General features: G+C 46.5%; 11 protein-coding genes and 1 tRNA gene. 8 read left to right on the plus strand and 4 right to left on the minus strand.

Annotated elements, in window-relative coordinates:
* Positions 1-74: 74 nt before the first annotated feature.
* Complete coding sequence (gcvP, locus tag JJU34_RS13920; RefSeq protein ID WP_228692990.1) at positions 75-2,960, minus strand: aminomethyl-transferring glycine dehydrogenase; 2,886 nt, start codon at positions 2,958-2,960, stop codon at positions 75-77.
* 202 nt (positions 2,961-3,162) lie between these two features.
* Here gcvP and JJU34_RS13925 point away from each other — a divergent pair, with 202 nt between their 5' ends.
* Together JJU34_RS13925 and JJU34_RS13930 are read left to right on the plus strand one after the other, a co-directional pair.
* Complete coding sequence (locus JJU34_RS13925) at positions 3,163-4,662, plus strand: M28 family peptidase (protein WP_228692991.1); 1,500 nt, start codon at positions 3,163-3,165, stop codon at positions 4,660-4,662.
* Positions 4,663-4,780: 118 nt separating this feature from the next.
* Entirely contained in the window at positions 4,781-5,401 is a 621-nt protein-coding gene (locus JJU34_RS13930; protein WP_228692992.1) for a hypothetical protein, read from the plus strand.
* Between the two features lie 718 nt (positions 5,402-6,119).
* Here JJU34_RS13930 and JJU34_RS13935 read toward each other — a convergent pair.
* Positions 6,120-6,947, minus strand: coding sequence for an OmpA family protein (locus JJU34_RS13935; RefSeq protein ID WP_228692993.1), 828 nt, complete (start codon positions 6,945-6,947; stop codon positions 6,120-6,122).
* Between the two features lie 232 nt (positions 6,948-7,179).
* On the opposite strand from JJU34_RS13935, the gene JJU34_RS13940 reads away from it, so the two are divergent.
* On the plus strand, positions 7,180-9,384 hold the full coding sequence (locus JJU34_RS13940) for a radical SAM protein (protein ID WP_228692994.1): 2,205 nt from the start codon (positions 7,180-7,182) through the stop codon (positions 9,382-9,384).
* A 19-nt stretch (positions 9,385-9,403) separates the two neighbouring features.
* Here JJU34_RS13940 and JJU34_RS13945 read toward each other — a convergent pair whose 3' ends face one another.
* Positions 9,404-10,765 carry a DEAD/DEAH box helicase gene (locus JJU34_RS13945; protein ID WP_228692995.1) on the minus strand — a complete coding sequence of 454 codons (1,362 nt, stop codon included), beginning with the start codon at positions 10,763-10,765 and terminating at the stop codon, positions 9,404-9,406.
* A 51-nt stretch (positions 10,766-10,816) separates the two neighbouring features.
* On the opposite strand from JJU34_RS13945, the gene JJU34_RS13950 reads away from it, so the two are divergent.
* The 5 genes from JJU34_RS13950 to JJU34_RS13970 all read left to right on the plus strand — a co-directional run bounded on the left by JJU34_RS13950 (position 10,817) and on the right by JJU34_RS13970 (position 17,100).
* Positions 10,817-12,157, plus strand: a complete 1,341-nt coding sequence (locus tag JJU34_RS13950; RefSeq protein WP_228692996.1) for a dihydroorotase — start codon at positions 10,817-10,819, stop codon at positions 12,155-12,157.
* Positions 12,158-12,235: 78 nt separating this feature from the next.
* Positions 12,236-12,311 (plus strand) — tRNA-His (locus JJU34_RS13955).
* A gap of 364 nt (positions 12,312-12,675) precedes the next feature.
* A complete protein-coding gene (locus tag JJU34_RS13960; RefSeq protein ID WP_228692997.1) occupies positions 12,676-14,592 on the plus strand; it encodes an amylo-alpha-1,6-glucosidase in 1,917 nt (638 codons plus the stop codon).
* A gap of 12 nt (positions 14,593-14,604) precedes the next feature.
* Entirely contained in the window at positions 14,605-15,885 is a 1,281-nt protein-coding gene (locus JJU34_RS13965) for a glycosyltransferase family 4 protein (RefSeq protein ID WP_228692998.1), read from the plus strand.
* 3 nt (positions 15,886-15,888) lie between these two features.
* On the plus strand, positions 15,889-17,100 hold the full coding sequence (locus JJU34_RS13970; protein WP_228692999.1) for a glycoside hydrolase family 57 protein: 1,212 nt from the start codon (positions 15,889-15,891) through the stop codon (positions 17,098-17,100).
* 160 nt (positions 17,101-17,260) lie between these two features.
* Here JJU34_RS13970 and JJU34_RS13975 read toward each other — a convergent pair whose 3' ends face one another.
* On the minus strand, positions 17,261-19,030 hold the full coding sequence (locus JJU34_RS13975; RefSeq protein ID WP_228693000.1) for a RagB/SusD family nutrient uptake outer membrane protein: 1,770 nt from the start codon (positions 19,028-19,030) through the stop codon (positions 17,261-17,263).
* Positions 19,031-19,040: the final 10 nt, after the last annotated feature.

The following is a 19,040-nucleotide window of genomic DNA, read 5'->3' on the forward strand; positions in this document are numbered from 1 at the left end:
TCCGATGATAAATGAAAAAAAAAGAGGTGTTTCCGCTAGGAAACGCCTCTTTAAAATTGGTCTTTAGAAAAGAATTATTCAGCCTCTGCATAAGCCTCTACAGGTACGCAGCTACAAACTAGATTTCTGTCCCCGTATGCGGAATCAATTCGACGTACGGATGGCCAGAATTTGTTTTCCCGTACATAGGAGAGAGGGAAGGCTGCCTTTTCGCGGGAATAAGGGAATTCCCAAGCATCTGCAATAACCAGATCCGCCGTATGGGGTGCGTTTTTCAACACATTATTTTCTTTGGATGCGACTCCGGACTCTACCTCGCGAATTTCTTCCCGAATAGCTATCATAGCTTCACAAAACCTATCGAGCTCCGCCAATGATTCGGATTCGGTGGGCTCTACCATGAGCGTTCCCGCTACAGGGAAGGAGACGGTGGGGGCATGGAAGCCATAGTCCATGAGACGTTTGGCGATATCCTCTACTTCCACGCCTACCTCTTTGAAACTGCGGCAGTCGAGGATCATTTCATGCGCAGCACGATTTTGTTTGCCTGTGTAAAGAATAGGATAATGGCTTTCCAGTCTGGACTTGATGTAGTTTGCGTTGAGTATGGCAATTTTGGTTGCCATGGTCAGCCCTTCCCCACCCATCATAGCGATGTAGGCATATGAAATAGGCAGGATACTCGCACTGCCAAAGGGAGCGGCTGAAATAGCTGAAATGGCGTGGTCCCCACCGGTACTTACAAAGGTGTTTCCTGGCAGAAATGGCTTCAGGTGCTCCGCTACGCAAATAGGGCCCATACCTGGTCCGCCTCCACCATGGGGAATGCAAAATGTCTTGTGTAAGTTGAGGTGACAAACGTCTGCCCCGATGCGACCGGGACTGGTGAGGCCTACTTGCGCATTCATGTTGGCACCATCCATATATACCAAGCCCCCAAAGTCGTGGATCGTCTGGCAGATTTCCTGAATGGCTTCCTCAAAAACTCCATGGGTAGATGGGTAGGTTACCATCAGGCCGGCTAGGTTGTCCTTGTTGGCAGCTGCTTTTTCCTGAAGTGCTTCCACGTCGATATTCCCGCGCTCGTCACAGGGTACCAATACTACCTTCATGCCCGCCATTACCGCGGAAGCAGGGTTGGTGCCGTGTGCAGAAGTGGGGATGAGTACCACATCTCTGTGGGCTTCGTTTCGGTGATGGTGATACGCACGGATGACCATTAGCCCTGCATATTCTCCTTGGGCACCGGAGTTGGGCTGTAGGGAGGTGTCCGCAAATCCTGTGATTTCAGTAAGCCAGTTTCTCAGGTCATGAAACAACTCGTAGTATCCCGCTGCCTGATCTTGCGGTGCATAAGGGTGAATTTGTCCAAATTCCGGCCAAGTAACTGGAATCATCTCTGAGGTGGCATTTAGCTTCATGGTGCAGGATCCCAGAGAGATCATGGAATGAACCAAAGATAAGTCCTTGGACTCTAGCTTTTTGATGTAGCGAAGCATTTCATGCTCGGCATGGTATCGGTTGAACACTTCATGGGTAAGGAACTCACTTTGTCTTTGTAGTGACTTTGGAATGGGGGAAAGGAGCTCCGAGGGTTGCTCGAAAACACCCGCTTCTTCACCCTGAAGGCTTTTAGCAAAAACGGCTACCACTTCCTCCGCGTCTTGGAGCTCTTTCGTTTCATCAAAAGCAAGTAGGATGGCATCTTCCTCGTATCGGAAGTTCATTTTATGAGAAAGTGCAAATGTCCGCACTTTTTCCATCAAGGAAGGTTTTACCTGCACTTTGATGGTATCAAAATAGGCCTCATTGCTAAGCTCAAGCCCGAGCTTTCGCAATGCTTGATCGGTGAGGACTGCCAGACCGTGTACTTTGGAGGCAATTTCCCTGAGACCCTTGGGGCCATGGTACACCGCATACATTCCGGCCATTACAGCTAGGAGAACCTGTGCTGTGCAGATATTTGAAGTGGCTTTTTCCCTCTTGATGTGTTGCTCTCGGGTCTGAAGGGCCATGCGATAAGCTTTCTTGCCGGCTTTGTCCACCGATACGCCAATGATTCTTCCGGGAATTTGACGCTTGAACACATCTTTGGTAGCAAAGAAGGCTGCATGAGGACCTCCAAAGCCCATTGGTATACCGAAGCGTTGTGTGGTTCCTACTACCACATCGGCACCCATTTCACCGGGAGACTTCAATAAAGTAAGGCTCAGCAGGTCGGTTGCAAAGGCAGTCATTACATCCTGCTCTTTTGCACTGGCCACTAGTGACGAATAATCGATCACCTCTCCATCGGCATTCGGATATTGGACCATCACACCGTATAGATCAGGGTCCGTTAGATCCAGTTCAGAAAGAGGCGCTATGTGGAGATTGATACCCAAAGGCAACGCACGGGTAAGCAATAGATCTCTGGTATGCGCGTATACTTTTTCGTCTACAAAGTAGGTGTTGGCTGATTTTTTTGATCGTGGTTTGGATGCGTGGAGCATGGTCATTGCTTCTGCAGCTGCTGTTCCTTCGTCAAGAAGGGAGGCGTTGGCAAGTTCCATTCCGGTCAAATCAATGACCACTGTTTGAAAATTTATCAGCGCTTCCAGTCTACCCTGAGCGATTTCTGCTTGGTAGGGCGTGTAAGCCGTGTACCATCCCGGGTTTTCCAAGATGTTGCGTTGAATCACCCCGGGGACTATGGTGTCGTAGTATCCCAGTCCAATAAACGACTTAAAGATCTTGTTCTTTTTCGCCAGTTTATGAAATTTCTTCAGAAATGCGTCTTCTGATAACTCTGAAGGCAAATTGAGGGGGCGCTCCAGTTGAATATGCTTCGGAATGGTTTGATCAATAAGCTCTTCAAGGGAAGATGATCCGATTCGTTCCAACATTTTCTGGATTTCTTCCGTAGAAGGAGCAATGTGTCTGTGGCGGAATGTAGTGGATGGGTGGAGATTAATTTTCATAGAAGCGGAAAATATGATTAGTTTTGACGGCTGTCAGCTTGATTTCCTAATGAAGGCACAAAGGTATGAATAAATTGTTGTAAAGATTGTGTTCAAAATCAATATCGTAATTGTTTTGATTTATATAATTTTGCAGCCTCAATTGTTCAAAAAGTAAGTTTAAAACCTTGAAATAGGTTCCAATTTAAACCTCAAATTCGTAATGGTTAGTAAAAAGTGTGTTTTTGGGTGTGTGATCGCCCTGTTTATGTCATTGAGCGCTCAGGCGCAATTAGCAGACCCTGTGAAGTATGCCGGCACGATTCAGGTGGCGGATTTGGAAAGACATTTGACCTACTTGGCGTCGGATGAATTGGAAGGTAGAGATACTGGTGAAAAAGGGCAAAAGCTTGCTGCAGAATACCTCAGGAAGTTTTACCAGTCTTTGGGCTTACAGGGTCCAGTGAACGGGGATTATTTCCAGAAATTTCAGCTTTCAAGCATCCTGTGGACTGAGGTGAATCTTCAGATAGGTAGGAAGAAGTTGACTGAGAATGTGGATTTCGTCTTCATGGGAGACGGAGATATGAAAAAGGCAGCCAAGGCCGACCTGGTCTTTTTGGGCATTGCCACCGATGAAAACCTCGCCAAAGTGGACGTCAACGGTAAATTGGTCGGATTGTGGGCAATTGGAGAGCGTGCGGGCAGCTTTGCGGATAAGATCATGAGCAAAGGAGCAGCTGGTATCGTAGTGGTGACCATGGAGGGGCAGGCTAATTTTGACCGAATGGCAAATCGGTTTAAATCCCTTGCAGGAAGAGGCAGGCTGGGTTTTGATAAGCCAACAGAGCAAAGGCCTATCTTTATGGTGAGCTCTGAAAAGATGGCAGAGATTTTCGAAACCCCTGTGGAGGAACTGAAAGAGGCTGCCAAGGGCAATCCCGAATCCATCAAAGCCCAAAAGGCTACCTACCGCGTAACCAAAAAGAAAAACTGGGTGGACACTGAAAATGTGATGGCATTCATTGAAGGAACTGACAAGAAAGAGGAAGTATTGGTGATATCCTCTCACTACGATCATGTGGGCATAAACAGTGATGGACAAATCAACAATGGAGCCGATGATGATGGATCTGGAACGGTCAGTGTCATGGAAATAGCAGAGGCATTTGCGCTTGCTGCAAAAGACGGATTCAAACCCCGCCGATCTGTACTGTTTCTCAATGTGACCGGCGAAGAAAAAGGGCTACTTGGGTCTGAGTACTATGCGGAAAACCCGATTTTTCCTCTGGAAAATACGGTAAACAACCTGAACATCGACATGGTAGGTAGGATAGATTATGAATACGAGGGCAAGGAAAACCAAGATTATGTCTATGTAATTGGATCGGAGATGCTTTCCTCCCAGCTCAAAGTCATCAGTGAATACAATAATATTACTTATTCAAATCTTATCTTGGACTACCGCTATGATGCGGAAGACGATCCAAACCGGTTTTACTACCGCTCGGATCACTATAACTTTGCCAAACACAATATCCCGGTAATATTCTATTTCAATGGGGTGCACGACGATTACCACCAGCCTACCGACACAGTGGATAAGATTGAGTTTGAACTGATGGAAAAACGGGCAAGATTGATCTTTCACACCGCATGGGACTTGGCAAACCGTGAGCATAGAACACCAGTGGACCGTGTAAATACACGTACAGATCGCTAAAGACCGAATTTTTATCAAAATGCCCCGACCGACTCAGCATCCCTGACGGCCGGGGCTTTTTGTTTTTGGGGAATGTTTTTTTCATTATATTTATCCATTGATAAACCGATACCCTATATTGATTATGAGCAAAGAGTCCTTTCCATCTTCCGCATTCCGCGTATTTATACCCCTGTTTATAGTTTTTGGCGTTCATTCAGCCTGTGCCCAGACGGCACAGGATAGGGCTGTGCAGATCAAAACGGCCGTTATGGCGGCACCCGAAGGTACCCGTGAGGGAGCCAAGGTGTATGGGTATGATGCGAATGGCAAATTCGTGACACTTAGAAATGGTTCAAATGAAATGATTTGTATTGCGGATGATCCCTCCGCAAGTGGCTTTAGTGTTTCCTGTTACCACCGAGACCTCGAACCCTTTATGGCAAGGGGCAGGGAGCTGAAAGATCAGGGGAAAAGCTTTAAGGAGATTTTTGATATCCGAGAGGAAGAGGTGAAGTCCGGCAAACTGAAAATGCCGAAGGACGGGGCCACCCTCTATGTGCTTACGGCGTCTGCGGAGGATTTTGACACTTCGTCCGGAGAGGTGAAAAACCCCTACCTGAGGTACGTCGTTTATATCCCTTGGGCCACGCAGGAAAGCACCGGCCTACCGCTCAGTCCGGAGTCTCCGGGTATGCCTTGGATCATGGATCCCGGCACGCACCGGGCACATATCATGATCAATCCCCCGAAGAATTAGGAGCGAGCTTCCAGTTTCGATAATAAAAGTGTTCCAAGTGGCGGGCATTTGGTTTCTAGTAGGGTATTTCGTAGGCCATTGCAGATGGCATAAATGGATTTACGACTGCAAAGCAGGTTAGAAATAGTAGGATGTAGCGGATTCTAGACCCAGCTGGGGCATTCCTAGGATACCGATTATCAGTGATGTTGAAAGTCCTGTTGCTGGCCTAAAATACATACAATCCTAATATTCGATTTGGAGTGCAAATAAAAAATGCTGTGGGATTTCTAGTTATACCGTTTAAGGTGTGCGTAAAATTCTGATGCGTCTCGCCCGATATCCGGGCTAGTAGCGGTTTTTTCTAGGCAGTTGGATAAACGAGGGTTTGTTTTTCACTCCATTTCCCTAAGGAGTAATCAGCAATAGCGTCCAAATCATCGTCTGCCTTTACAGATAAAACGTAATTATGCTGCAAATTTAACGCCCTTTCGGTGCAGTCCTAAGATAGCGGAAAAATATAGATGTGTTGGAGCGATCCAATTCTTTTGGCTACATCCCATCGTTTTTGGGAAAGGTAGAGCGGAGGAGGATTCGACCCCGGGTGGGTCGTGCCGGCCGGGTAGTACCGCCACGAAATTGAAATCGGCAGCTTTTTTTACACAAAGGAGGTAGAAAGGTTTTTTTGGATTGCGATTATTTTTGCTTTCCACTAACAAATGCGGGATTTGGATTTTTGCTATTTTACTACCAGCTCTACCCTTCGGTTTTTCTGTTTTTCGGCGTCCGTACGGTTGTGGCTGATGGGAGAGACGGGGCCTACACCGATGGCCTCCAGTTGGTGGGTGGGTATTCCTGCTTTTTTGGTTAGATGGTCGACTACGGCAGTCGCGCGTTTTTTGGAAAGGTCCAGATTATGGGCAAAGGTACCCGTATTATCCGTGTGCCCTACCACATACACATTTACCGAGGGATTTGCCAGTAGAAAGCGGGCAATTTCTTCCAGTGTTTCGGATGATTCTTGTTTTATTTCTGCTTTATCGCTGTCAAATAGAATACCATAGAAGATAGCCCGACCAGCGTCTAGCAATTCCTGTTTGATTTCTTCTGCGGATAGGATTATGGACTGATCCATGGCTTCTTCCCGCACGGATTCTACCCGGTAGGTACCGCTATTGTCTGAAGAAACCCGGGTCCACCAGGTTTGTCCCGATACCTTCACGGACAGGTACACCTCACCTCTACTCTCATATAGGGCGGATCCTCCTTTGGAAATTACAGCATTTTTGTAGTTTTCTATTATCTCTGCAGCGGAGGGTCTTTTTTCAAATTCACCTTGAAACTCAAACCAACTGTCAATAAAATATCCACTCTTTGTCACGTCTTCCAACGATCCGTCGGATGAGGTCATTTTGACTTTTAGCCGATTAAAGGCATTTTCTTCACAGAAACTGACCTTGTGGTTTGGCAGGTGGTTGAATAGCGGATGTCGATCACAGGCGAATGCTCTACACGATGCACCGATTGAAATGAAAAGTACCAGGTAGTGAATAAATAAAGTCTTCATAGGGAGGTTTTTTTATCTACGAATAGCAAAAATAGTATAACTTCATGGTATAGTAATTATGTATAGGCATCTAAAAGGTACATTTTATTCGTATTTGAGGGTAATTTCTTACTAGGTTCAGATGCCTGTCTGCAGCAAGGTTCAAGCATCGAATCGCTACATCAAGGAAGGGATTGGTGATTCCACTGCCTAAATTGACGTATCTTTGTCTCCTATTTCACGTGTCGTTGCCATGTCCAGAGAACTTCTACTTATCACACCCCCATTCACCCAGCTCAATACCCCTTATCCGGCTACTGCTTATATCAAAGGGTTTTTGGCTACCAAAAACATATCCTCATTTCAGATGGATTTGGGGATTGAGGTTACTTTGGAGTTGTTTACCGCACGGTCTTTCGCACGCATATTTGAATTGGCAGAGGGAATGGAGGGCTTGAGTGATAATTCGCGGCGGATTTTGGCACTCAAAAAAGAATATCTCGGTCCACTGAATCAGGTAATCGGGTTTTTGCAGGGTAAGAACCTATCTTTTGCAAGGCAGGTTTGTAGTATGGACTATCTGCCTAGAGCCTCCCGGTTTGATCAATTGGATGACCTGGATTGGGCATTTGGGCACATGGGTATGGTGGATAAAGCCAAGCATTTAGCTACCCTGTATCTGGAGGATCTTTCCGATTTTATCGTTGAGTGTGTGGATCCGCATTTTGGCTTCAGCCGGTACGCAGAAGTTCTTGGGCAGAGTGCCAACCAATTTGACGAATTGTACGCAACACTACAGGAGCCACCTACCTTTGTAGATGCGATTGCCCTGGGCATTTTGGAAAAGCGGATAGCGGAGGTAGACCCAAAAATGGTGTGTTTTTCTGTTCCTTTTCCAGGTAATCTTTACAGTGCCTTTCGATGTGCAGGCTGGATAAAGGAGCATTTTCCGCATTTGGTTACCTGTATGGGCGGAGGATTTCCCAATACGGAGCTTCGTTCGCTGAAGGATTCTCGGGTTTTTCAGTTCTTTGATTTTATCACGCTGGATGATGGGGAGAGGCCCATTGAGTTGCTGGCCAATCACGTGCTGGCGACGGAAGGCTCCAAAACCTCCCTACCATTGCTCAAGCGAACCTACATGCTTAACGATGGGCAGGTTTTTTACAACAACACTTCTACACTTCCAGATTATCGGCAGTCCGAAGTGGGTACTCCAGATTACAGCGATCTTCGGTTAAATGAGTACATTTCTGTGATTGAAATTGCCAATCCCATGCATAGTCTTTGGAGCGACGGGAGGTGGAACAAGCTCACCATGGCCCATGGGTGTTATTGGGGAAAATGTACCTTTTGCGACGTTTCGTTGGACTACATTAAAGTATACGAGCCTGTAGCGGCAAGGATGTTAGTGGATCGAATGCAGATTCTTGTGGAGCAAACAGGAACCACTGGCTTTCATTTTGTCGATGAAGCAGCGCCGCCGGCGTTGATGCGGGAATTGGCGCTGGAGATCATTCGGAGAGGGCTTCAAGTGACTTGGTGGACGAATATCCGTTTTGAGAAGCGATTCACCCGAGACCTTTGCCGTTTGCTGAAGCATTCAGGTTGTATCGCTGTTTCGGGAGGCCTCGAGGTTGCTTCGGACCGCTTGCTGGCGTTGATCGACAAGGGAGTTACGGTAGAGCAAGTGGCCCGTGTTACGCGAAATTTCACCGAGTCGGGCATCATGGTTCATGCCTACCTGATGTATGGATACCCTACACAAACGGTTCAAGAAACCATTGACAGCATGGAAATGGTCCGCCAACTTTTTGAGGAAGGGGTGTTACAGTCCGGCTTTTGGCATCGTTTTGCCCTAACAGCCCATAGTCCCATTGGGCTAAACCCAGAGGCGTTTCAGGTCATTCCTGAACGGGCAGAAGTGACTTTTGCGGACAACGAGGTGCCGTTTCGGGATAAGACAGGGGTAGACCATGCCCGATTTAGTTTTGGTCTAAAAAAATCTCTGTTCAATTTTATGCACGGGATAGGCTTTGAAATGCCTCTTCAAGACTGGTTTGACTTCAAGGTACCCAAAACGCGTGTGCCCCTAGATTTTATAGCCACCTGCCTGGAGGCAGACGACGCCTATCAGATCAATCCGTTGGGTAGGCTAATCTGGCTCGGAAGTCATCCGGAAGTTCAGGAGCACGTCAAAACGAAAAAGGGACGTCGCAGGGAAATGTCCGAGTGGACGATTCATACTTCGGGCGATACATGGACCATTGCTCTAGACCGGGAAATAGGGGGGTGGATGCAGGATTTTTTGGAGCGAATTCGGCCGGGTGCAGGACCTTTGATCACCTGGAAGTCCACAAAGGCAGAGTTTGAAGAGTTGGGGTTTGGAGACTTCGAACCATTTTGGGCCTCAAAGGCTGTAACAGTCTTGCGAAAAGCAGGATTACTAGTGGTCTGACTTTACACAAACAGGTGGTCTATTTGTTTTTGTATTTGGATTGTGTTTTAAGCTGGCTGCGGTTTTTTTTCGCTTTGGAATGCTTATTTCCTTTTTTCTTTTCTACAGGCTTAAACGGATTCGAGCCTGGTTTCCCTTTTTTGTCGTGAAAAGCACCTTTAAACTCCGGGTTTTCCCTTCGTTTTTGCAGATCGATCTCTCTTTCATATTCCTGCTTTTCCACAAAGGGGGTAGGCGGGACTTCTACACCTTCGGGAAGGCTGAGTTCTAAAACTTGCATTCGGATAATGCCTTCAATTTTTTCGAAATGATACGCTTCTGCCGGATTGACAAAAGTAATCGCTTCCCCGTCTTTTTCAGCCCGGCCTGTTCGCCCGATTCGGTGTACATAGTCATCGTAGATAAGCGGCACATCGAAGTTGATTACATGGCTCACTTCGGTGATGTCAAGGCCTCTTGCAGCCACATCGGTTGCTACTAGAATGCGAATATCTCCTGCTTTGAATAAATCCATGGAATGGATTCGGGTGTTTTGCCCCTTGTTGGCATGAATCACTTTTACTTCACCCAGATCTCTACGGCCTAGGTAATTGGAGACTGCCTCGGCATTTTTTCTGGATTTGGTAAACACAATCACCCGTTTGAGTTCTTGCTGGCGAAGCAAAAATTCCAGTAGGTGTATTTTGGTTTTTAAATTTGGTACCGCGTACTTAATCTGTCGAATGGTTTCTGCTGTGGTGGCCTGGGGGGTTATCTCTACCCTTTCCGGGAATTCAAGAAACTCCTGTGATAACACCTCTACTCTGCCACTGAAGGTAGCAGAGAACAACATGTTTTGGCGTTTCACGGGGATTACCTCTAAAATCGCCCGGATCTGAGGCATAAATCCCATATCCAACATCTTGTCCGCTTCGTCCATGACCATTGTTTTAAGGTCTCTGGTGAAGATTTCACCCCGGTTGTACAAATCCAAAAACCTTCCCGGAGTGGAAATGATAAGATCTACACCTTCCTGCAGCGCTTCGATTTGACTTTTTGGGCCTACACCGCCATATAAGCTCACCGAACGAATGTCGGTGTATTTGCCAAATCGATTTACTTCCTCTGTAATCTGAAGTACCAATTCCCGCGTTGGAGCCAGCACCATGCCCCGTGGATGTTTGCCCTGGGCATATTTTAGTTTGAAAAGAATGGGCAGAAGGTAGGCAGCCGTTTTGCCGGTTCCTGTCTGCGCGATGCCCAATAGGTCGTGTCCAGCTAATGCCAACGGCAATGCCTGGGCTTGGATGGGGGTTGGTTTTTCGTACCCGGCTTCTGTAATGGCAAGTAAAAGTTGTTTGTTAAGCTTAAAATTCTCGAAACTTTGCGGGGTATCGGACATGATTTTTCTAATTTTAGGTCGGAAAAGGAACGATTACCTAACTGCAATACCATGAAGAAGATATTGATCCGAAATGCAAATATAGTGAATGAGGGCAAGATTATCAGTGGAGATGTCTTTATAAAGGAAGGGTTGATTTTTTCCGTGGGTCCAGATCTGCCGGATTATGAGGCAGATATTTCGGTAGACGCCTCCGGAAAGTACTTGCTACCCGGATTGATTGATGACCAGGTCCATTTTCGGGAGCCGGGATTGACACACAAGGCCGATATTTATTCCGAAAGTCGCGCAGCGGTGGCCGGCGGGATCACTTCCTATATGGAGATGCCAAATACCCAGCCTCAAACAGTTACTTTGGAGCTGTTGGAAGAGAAATATGAGTTAGCTGCTGAAAAATCCCTAGCCAACTACTCCTTTTATATGGGGGCTACGAACGACAACCTGTCCGAGCTGCTCAAAGTGGATCCTGCAAACGTTTGTGGGATCAAGGTTTTCCAAGGTTCCTCTACGGGCAATATGTTGGTGGACAATCCGGAGACGCTGGAAAACATTTTTCGGGAGTGTAAACTTCTGATTGCTACACACAGTGAAAATGACAACATCATCCGGGATAACCTGGAGAGGTATACGAGCGAGTACGGTGACGATATCCCTGTCAGTTGCCACCCGAAGATCCGTTCTGCGGAGGCATGTTATGATGCGTCTAAGCGAGTCGTGGATTTGGCGAGGAAATACGGGACCAAGTTGCACGTACTTCACATTAGCACGGCACGGGAGGTAGCATTGTTTGACGACAGTCTACCTTTGGAGGCCAAGCGCATCACAGCGGAGGCCTGTGTTCATCATTTATGGTTTTCGGATGCGGATTATGCGGAAAAGGGCAATTTAATCAAGTGGAATCCAGCGGTAAAGACAGCAGAGGATAGGGCTGAAATACTGGCAGGGGTGCTGCGCGGGAACATTGATGTGATCGCCACGGATCATGCGCCACACACCAAAGAGGAAAAGTCCCAGATTTATGGTAAGGCACCTTCTGGTGGGCCGTTGGTGCAGCACAGCTTGGTAGCATTGTTGGAAATGCACCATCAGGGAAAGATAAGCTTGGAGGAGATTGTGCAGAAAACCAGCCACAATGTCGCAGTGCTATTCGAGGTGGAGAAGCGTGGATACATCCGTCCGGGTTACCATGCTGACCTGGTGCTGGTGGACCTGAATGATCCCTGGACGGTAGCTTCAGGCAATATTCTATATAAGTGTGGATGGTCTCCATTTGAGGGGCAAACCTTTCGCAGTCGGGTAACTCATACGGTCGTTTCCGGACATTTGGTGTACGAAAATGGGGAGTTTCACGAAGAGGTAAAGGGTAGTCGTTTAAAATTTCAAAGAAAATAATCAAAGCTGTTGCCTTAGTTAAAAATGCATATTACCTTTGCATTCCGTTACAACTACAAGGGTTGTGATGTGGTAAATGGTGATTGTAGCTCAGCTGGTTAGAGCGCTGGTTTGTGGCACCAGAGGTCGCCGGTTCGAACCCGGTCTTTCACCCTAGGTCCTTTCTGTAGTTTATGGAAAGGGCTTTTTTTTTACGCATTATTCATCTAGTAGATGGCATATTATTTGATGATGCAGGATTGAAATTAAACTATCTAATTATGTTTACTTTATTGAGTTCAACCAAGTCATTTCCTCGCATAAGATCAGTGGATATTAGGGACATACATCTCTATATGATGAAATTCGAGGAATCCCTCAGGAACTTTGAGGCACTGCAAAAGGAAAGTTCTCGATCTGAAAATCGATGATAATTGGTAAGGCTTCCGTAACGGGAAGCCTTTATTTTTTTTTGGGATTAATTTTTCTTTCGAAAGCTTTCTCCTATTTTTATAGAAACCTACAAACTTTGTGTTTAGATGAGCTATATACATTTTGATAAAACACAGCTAATCAATCTGAATTATTCCCTTGAGAAAGAAATTATACGGTCTAACCGTTCAGGGTGCTACACCAGTACCACCATAATTGGCTGTAATACAAGAAAATACCACGGTTTGTTGGTGGCGCCTCAGCCACAGATTGATACTCAACTCCATGTGCTACTATCCAATGTCCACGAGACAGTGGTCCAGAAAGGAAGCAGCTTCAACTTGGGTATCAACAAATATCCCGGCAACTATTCTCCCCGTGGGCACAAGTACCTCGAAGATTATGACTCAGAACCTAACCCGAAGCTTACCTACCGCGTCGGTGGAGTGGTACTGGAGAAGGAAATCATTCTGGATACCCATGCCGATCGGGTAATGATCAAGTATACGCTGGTAAGTGCCCAGGCACCGGTTACTTTGCGTCTTAGTCCGTTTTTGGCTTTTCGTGCGTACCATGGTCTGTCCAAGGCCAATACCTTTGTAAATAAAAATTATCTTAGAGCGGATGGCGGAATCAAGGTGAAGCCCTACGAGGCGTATAGCGAGCTATCCATGCAACTTTCTAAGCCAAATGAGTTTATCGCTGCTCCGGATTGGTATTATAACATCGAGTACATCCGAGAGATTGAGCGAGGATACGATTACCAGGAAGACCTGTATGTGCCAGGCTATTTTGAGTTTGATATAGAGACCGGTGAGAGCGTGGTTTTCTCGGCGGGACTAGAGGAGGCAAATCCCCATTCCCTATTGGATGCCTTTGCTGAAGAAGTTAGTCGCCGTATTCCTAGAGATAATTTTGAAAATTGCCTAAAAAACTCTGCTACCCAGTTTATCAGTAGAAGGGGAGGAGAGACTCGGGTAATTGCCGGTTATCCTTGGTTTGGGTGGTGGGGTCGCGACACCTTTATCGCGGTTCCCGGACTTACCTTAACCATCGGTGACCAAGAGACGTATTTAGAGGTAATGGATACCATGTCCAAAGATTTGGTTGGTGCCCTTTTCCCAAATGTAGGAAGTGGAGTGATGACCAACATGAATTCCATCGACGCGCCTTTATGGTATTTCTGGGCCCTGCAACAGTACGTAATCTTCACGGGCGACGAACAGACGATCAAAGATAGGTACTTGCAAAAATGTAAAGGGATCATTGACAGTTTGCTGGAAGGGACGGAGTTTAATATTCACACCACACCTGATGGCCTCCTCTATGGAGGGCAGGATGGGGTAGCGCTCACGTGGATGGATGCGGTTACCAAGGACGGACCAGTAACTCAACGTGCCGGTTGTCCGGTAGAGATCAACGCACTATGGTATAATGCGCTTTGCTTTTACCATCAGCTAAGTGGTGATGAGCAAATGGCAGAACTTGCCGAACAGGTGAAAAAGTCATTTGTCAAGTCATTTTGGAATGAGAAGAAGGGTTATTTGGCAGATGTGGTCGATGGAGAAGAAAAGGATTGGTCCATAAGGCCAAATATGGTGTTTGCCACTTCTTTACCTTACACGATGCTTACGGATGACCAAAAGGATCGGGTACTGGAAGTGATTAAAGCCAATTTATTTACAGAAAGAGGCCTTAGAACGTTGGCACCCAGTGATTCCCGGTACCAGGGCTATTATCAAGGGAACCAATATGAACGGGATAATGCATATCACCAGGGAACCGTATGGCCTTGGTTGTTGGGACATTTTGCAGAGGGGTATCTGAAGCTTCATGGAAAATCCGGCAAGCGTTTCATTGAAAATGTGGTAAAAAGCTTTGATAAGGTAATGACCCAATATGGGATTGGTACGGTTGCCGAAATTTACGATGGTGATCCCCCCCATAGGCCAAAGGGCTCTATTTCGCAAGCTTGGAGCGTAGGTGAGCTTTTGCGCATGCAGTATCTAATCAACAACTATTAAATAGTCTTTTTCATGAAAGTACTAATGTTCGGGTGGGAATTTCCGCCACATATCTCCGGAGGATTGGGAACAGCTTGTTATGGGTTGGTCAAGGGATTGGCACACCATAACCAGGATATGATTTTTGTAGTGCCCAAACTCTGGGGAGACGAGGATCCCTTAGCCGAATTTGTGAATGCAAGCGACGTAGAAATTGACTATCGCGAAAAGCGGTTCAGGTCAGTATGGAAAAATTTGACCTATCTAGAAGTGGGATCTTTCTTGATCCCTTACTTGAGTCCAGAGCAATACGCTTCTTTTACACAAGGAATCAAAGAGGGGAAGGAAAACCTGGAAGACAGCGTTTTTTCTACCAAATTTTCGTTCAGTGGAAAATATGGAAAGGATCTGATCCAAGAGGTGTCTAGGTATGCGCTAGTTGCCGCTCAGATAGCCAAGGATAAGCATCACGATATCATCCATGCGCATGACTGGTTAGCCTTTCCTGCTGGAATTGCCGCAAAAAGTATCAGCGGTAAGCCCTTAGTCGCCCATGTGCACGCGACAGAGTTTGACCGTTCCGGCCAGACCGTTAATCAGCAGGTGTATGAAATTGAACGTGCAGGTATGGAAGCGGCGGATAAGATCATTGCGGTAAGCCAATTGACAAAGAATACCATTGTAGCCAACTACGGCATTCCAGAGGATAAGGTAGTAGTGGTTCACAATGCGGTGTTGGATACCAGTGCGATCAAGTCTAGAGAAGTAAAGAAAGTACCGGAAAAGATCGTTACTTTTTTGGGTAGAATTACCTTTCAGAAGGGCCCGGAGTACTTTGTGGAGGCAGCTGCCAAGGTACTCAAGAAAGATGACAACGTTCGCTTTGTGATGGCGGGGTCAGGTGATTTGCTGAACCGGATGATTCAGCGCGTGGCTGAGCTCCGTATAGGTACTAAGTTTCATTTTACCGGTTTTTTGCGCGGGAAAGACGTGGACCACATGTTTGCGATCAGCGACGTGTACGTGATGCCGTCGGTTTCAGAGCCCTTCGGGATTTCCCCGCTAGAAGCGGTAAGGCACAATACGCCGGTGATTATTTCCAAGCAGTCTGGAGTCGCTGAGGTGTTGCAGAATGCAGTGAAGGTGGATTTTTGGGATATTGATGCCATGGCAGATGCCATCTTTGCGCTGCTGCATTACGACGGTATTTCGAAGATGTTCAAAGAATTGGGGGGAGAGGAACTAAAACGGCTGAAGTGGGAGCATGTGGCAATAAAAGTAATGAAAGTATATAAAGAAACCGTTAATCAGTAAGCTATGAGATCTATCTGTTTTTATTTTCAAGTGCACCAGCCGTACAGACTGAAGCCCTATAGATTTTTTGAAATCGGCGAGGATCACCATTATTGGGACGATTTTTCAAATAGAAGCATTATGAGAAAGGTGGCAGAAAAGTGCTACCTGCCCATGAACCGACTTTTGCTGGAACTCATTGAAAAATACCAAGGTGGGTTTAAAGTTTCCTTTTCCCTGTCAGGCACCATTTTGGATCAGCTAGAAGAATATGCCCCTGAAGTGCTGGAGAGTTTCCAGCGGTTGGTAGCTACCGGACACGTGGAGTTGCTCAATGAAACCTATGCACATTCCCTGTGTGCGTTGAAAAGTGAATCAGAGTTTAGGGACATGGTCGGCAAGCATCAGACGAGAATCAAAGAGTTGTTCAATGGCTATACCCCCAAGGTGTTTAGAAATACCGAGTTGATATATTCTGATAAGATCGGCAAAATGGTCTACGACCTGGGCTTCGAAGGAATACTCACGGAGGGAGCAAAACACATTTTGGGATGGAAAAGCCCTAACTATGTTTATGTGAATGCGCTGGAGCCGAAGCTCAAAGTATTGTTGAAAAACTTCAGGTTGAGCGATGATATTGCGTTTAGGTTTGGCGAACCGAAATGGTCGGATTACCCGCTGACAACCGAAAAGTTCGTGAGCTGGATCAATCAGATTCCACAAAGTGACGAAGTACTCAACCTATTCATGGATTATGAAACCTTTGGCGAGCACCAATGGGCAGAGACAGGGATTTTTGAGTTTATGCGACACTTGCCGGAGGCAGTGTTTGCTTCATCGGACTTTGGGTTTGCCACTCCCTCTGAGGTAATCTCTCAGGTATCGCCAGTAGGCATGATCCATGTGCCGACCCCCATCTCCTGGGCGGATGAGGAGCGCGATCTGACTGCGTGGTTAGGAAATGATCTTCAGGATGAGGCATTTGATAAACTCTACCAATTGGAAGCGCAGGTCAAGAGGTCAAAAGACCCTGAAATACACAGGGATTGGAATTACCTACAAACCAGTGACCATTTCTACTATATGTGTACCAAGTTTTTCTCGGATGGGGATATTCACGCCTATTTTAGTCCCTATGAGAGCCCTTATGAGGCATTTATTAATTACATGAATGTATTGAGTGATTTTATACTCAGGTTAAAGCAGGAAGAGGAATCTGCAGTAGCCGTGGTCTAATCCTTTTGTCATTTTACTACGCCCATTAAAAGAAAGTCCGACTCACACACGTGAGCCGGACTTTTTTCATGGGTAACGTCAGCTTTCTTCTGGGTCACTTTGATTCCTCAGTTTTGGAGCCGGATGCTGTCAAAATATAGCATTTGCTTCGCCTCCCTTCTTATTCTATCACTTCTAAAGGTGGTACGTTATTCGCTGAACCAGTGTACCCAAGGTTTTGGTTTATTCTTCCGAGGGTATTGGAGTTGATGATATCGTCATCGATTGGCCATTGAAAATGGAAGGGCATTATTCTAGGTCTTGATCCGAGCATTACCACTTCATCGGCGCGGTCATAAAATTGGTTTAGGTTTCTAACCCTATCGTAAAACCAGTTTTTTTCATGAAGGTTGCTAAGGCTATACCCACGCTCATTACGTGCGGCTAAGATGTATGATACGCGATTTAGCTCATTTTGACGTGGCTCCTCTGCAAATAATTCTCTTGCACGTTCATCGAATATGTAATCAATGTCCACCTCTGCAGAGGTAATTAAAGGCGCATTTGCGCGCTGCCTCACGGTATTGATGTCTGCGGCGGCACTTGCGAGGTCACCTTTCCAGTAATATGCCTCTGCTCGCAGAAGGTAGGTTTCCGCCAATCGATAGATGTACCAATCTCCATTGCTACCCATCGGTACGGATGTTTGGTCAGGGTAATTAGGTGCGTAGGTTTTGTAGAAAGGGACAGCATACATGCGAGCCCAATATTCGGAGGGCAGGTCCATGTTGTTCGGGTCAAATGGCTCTCCAAATTGCACAGATGCTGGGTTATTGTATCTGTAGTCTTCTCTGTCATACCAATTTACGCTGGCTCTTCGCATATCAGGGGTAGACTTATAGTCGTAGGTTCCGTCGTTCCAAATGTCGTAGCTATGCCAGTCACTGAGCGCTACGTCCGGGTTGCCTCTTCCTAAAGAGTCGTAAAGTGGTCCCGCGTCGATCATTCCTAGATTACCATTCCTGTCTTTTCCAAGCGTATTATGCCACCAAGAAGGGTGGTATACCCGCATGGTAAACAATCCTGGGGTTCTGGCGGTAGGCGGGGCTTGCCAGCGGTCTACAAAAGCCAGAATAGTTTCCCTGTTTTGCCCCATGTTTTTGTTTGCATGGCGATGCAAATCCCAAATCACATTTTTATTTGCATCCTCTGCGTCTTGACCAAATCGGGTCGTCATCAGCGCATACGGTCCGTTTATGACTCTAGACGCAGATTCTATGGCCTTGTCAAACTCCATATTAGCAAGGTAGATCTTGGTGAGCAGGTGATCCCCAGCGCCCTTGGTTGGAATGCCAGGTGCGGCAGATACCGGCATGTGCTGCACTGCAAACTCCATATCCTGCTGAATTTTGTCGAGGATTGCCCATCGACTGTGGGTCTGAAAGTCAAGCCTTACGCCACGGATTTCTTCTTGCACAAACGGGAGGTCTCCATAGTTCCCAATCAACCGGTAGTACCAATAGGAACGATGCCAGTAAGCCTCTGCGAGCACTTCATTTCTATCTGTGGGGTTTTCCCATTCTACGTCATCTATTCGGGAGATGGCCACGTTGGCATTTTTCACCATCCGAAAGATGTCGTTTATCTGGGTCACAAACTGCTGGTATCGGTCAGAATTGGGTGTGAGGTTTATGAAATCCATTTGTAGCCAAGGAACCCCGGCCTCTGAGGCTGCCCACTGGTGTGCCATGAAGTTTTTCTGCGCAGTTTGTTCTCTGGTAAGATCCTTCCGCATGGTAACCAGGATAGCTTCAAATCCTGCTCTATCAACAAATACATTTTCAGGTGTAAAGAAAGATAACGGCTGTGGTTCCAAAAAGTCTCCTGCACAAGATGCTGCGAAGATCAAAGGGAACACGATTAGTATATACAATTTTAGGATGCGTTTCATCGGAATGTCT

This window comes from Lunatimonas sp. (genome assembly GCF_020832325.1).
GTDB lineage: Bacteria > Bacteroidota > Bacteroidia > Cytophagales > Cyclobacteriaceae > Lunatimonas.